Below are 1,786 nucleotides of genomic sequence, written 5' to 3' on the forward strand. Positions count from 1 at the left end.
CGGTGTGTTCGAGTCTCTCAAATTTTCACAACACGACCTGTTTTACGAAACAGCTTCGGGTTGTGAGGTTAAGCGACTAAGCGTACACGGTGGATGCCCTGGCAGTCAGAGGCGATGAAGGACGTGCTAATCTGCGATAAGCGTCGGTAAGGTGATATGAACCGTTATAACCGGCGATTTCCGAATGGGGAAACCCAGTGTGATTCGTCACACTATCGTTAAGTGAATACATAGCTTAACGAAGCGAACCGGGGGAACTGAAACATCTAAGTACCCCGAGGAAAAGAAATCAACCGAGATTCCCCCAGTAGCGGCGAGCGAACGGGGAGCAGCCCAGAACCTGAATCAGTTTGTGTGTTAGTGGAAGCGTCTGGAAAGTCGCAGGGTACAGGGTGATACTCCCGTACACTAAAATGCACAGGCTGTGAGTTCGAAGAGTAGGGCGGGACACGTGGTATCCTGTCTGAATATGGGGGGACCATCCTCCAAGGCTAAATACTCCTGACTGACCGATAGTGAACCAGTACCGTGAGGGAAAGGCGAAAAGAACCCCGGCGAGGGGAGTGAAACAGAACCTGAAACCGTGTACGTACAAGCAGTGGGAGCCTACTTGTTAGGTGACTGCGTACCTTTTGTATAATGGGTCAGCGACTTATATTCTGTAGCAAGGTTAACCGTATAGGGGAGCCGCAGGGAAACCGAGTCTTAACTGGGCGTTAAGTTGCAGGGTATAGACCCGAAACCCGGTGATCTAGCCATGGGCAGGTTGAAGGTTGGGTAACACTAACTGGAGGACCGAACCGACTAATGTTGAAAAATTAGCGGATGACTTGTGGCTGGGGGTGAAAGGCCAATCAAACCGGGAGATAGCTGGTTCTCCCCGAAAGCTATTTAGGTAGCGCCTCGTGAACTCATCTTCGGGGGTAGAGCACTGTTTCGGCTAGGGGGTCATCCCGACTTACCAACCCGATGCAAACTACGAATACCGAAGAATGTTATCACGGGAGACACACGGCGGGTGCTAACGTCCGTCGTGAAGAGGGAAACAACCCAGACCGCCAGCTAAGGTCCCAAAGTCATGGTTAAGTGGGAAACGATGTGGGAAGGCACAGACAGCCAGGATGTTGGCTTAGAAGCAGCCATCATTTAAAGAAAGCGTAATAGCTCACTGGTCGAGTCGGCCTGCGCGGAAGATGTAACGGGGCTAAACCATGCACCGAAGCTGCGGCAGCGACACTATGTGTTGTTGGGTAGGGGAGCGTTCTGTAAGCCGTTGAAGGTGGCCTGTGAGGGTTGCTGGAGGTATCAGAAGTGCGAATGCTGACATAAGTAACGATAAAGCGGGTGAAAAGCCCGCTCGCCGGAAGACCAAGGGTTCCTGTCCAACGTTAATCGGGGCAGGGTGAGTCGACCCCTAAGGCGAGGCCGAAAGGCGTAGTCGATGGGAAACAGGTTAATATTCCTGTACTCGGTGTTACTGCGAAGGGGGGACGGAGAAGGCTATGTTAGCCGGGCGACGGTTGTCCCGGTTTAAGCATGTAGGCGGGAAGTTTAGGTAAATCCGGACTTCTGTTAACGCTGAGGTGTGATGACGAGGCACTACGGTGCTGAAGTAACAAATGCCCTGCTTCCAGGAAAAGCCTCTAAGCATCAGGTAACATCAAATCGTACCCCAAACCGACACAGGTGGTCAGGTAGAGAATACCAAGGCGCTTGAGAGAACTCGGGTGAAGGAACTAGGCAAAATGGTGCCGTAACTTCGGGAGAAGGCACGCTGATGGTAAGT

At 52.1% G+C, this 1,786-nt stretch carries 1 rRNA gene; it reads left to right on the forward strand.

What is annotated here, in order from left to right:
- Positions 1-66 precede the first annotated feature (66 nt).
- Positions 67-1,786: ribosomal RNA gene (locus PFH44_RS27205) — 23S ribosomal RNA — on the forward strand; the annotation flags it as partial.

The sequence above is a fragment of the Klebsiella sp. Ech2A genome (assembly GCF_030078455.1).
Taxonomy (GTDB): Bacteria; Pseudomonadota; Gammaproteobacteria; order Enterobacterales; family Enterobacteriaceae; genus Klebsiella; species Klebsiella terrigena.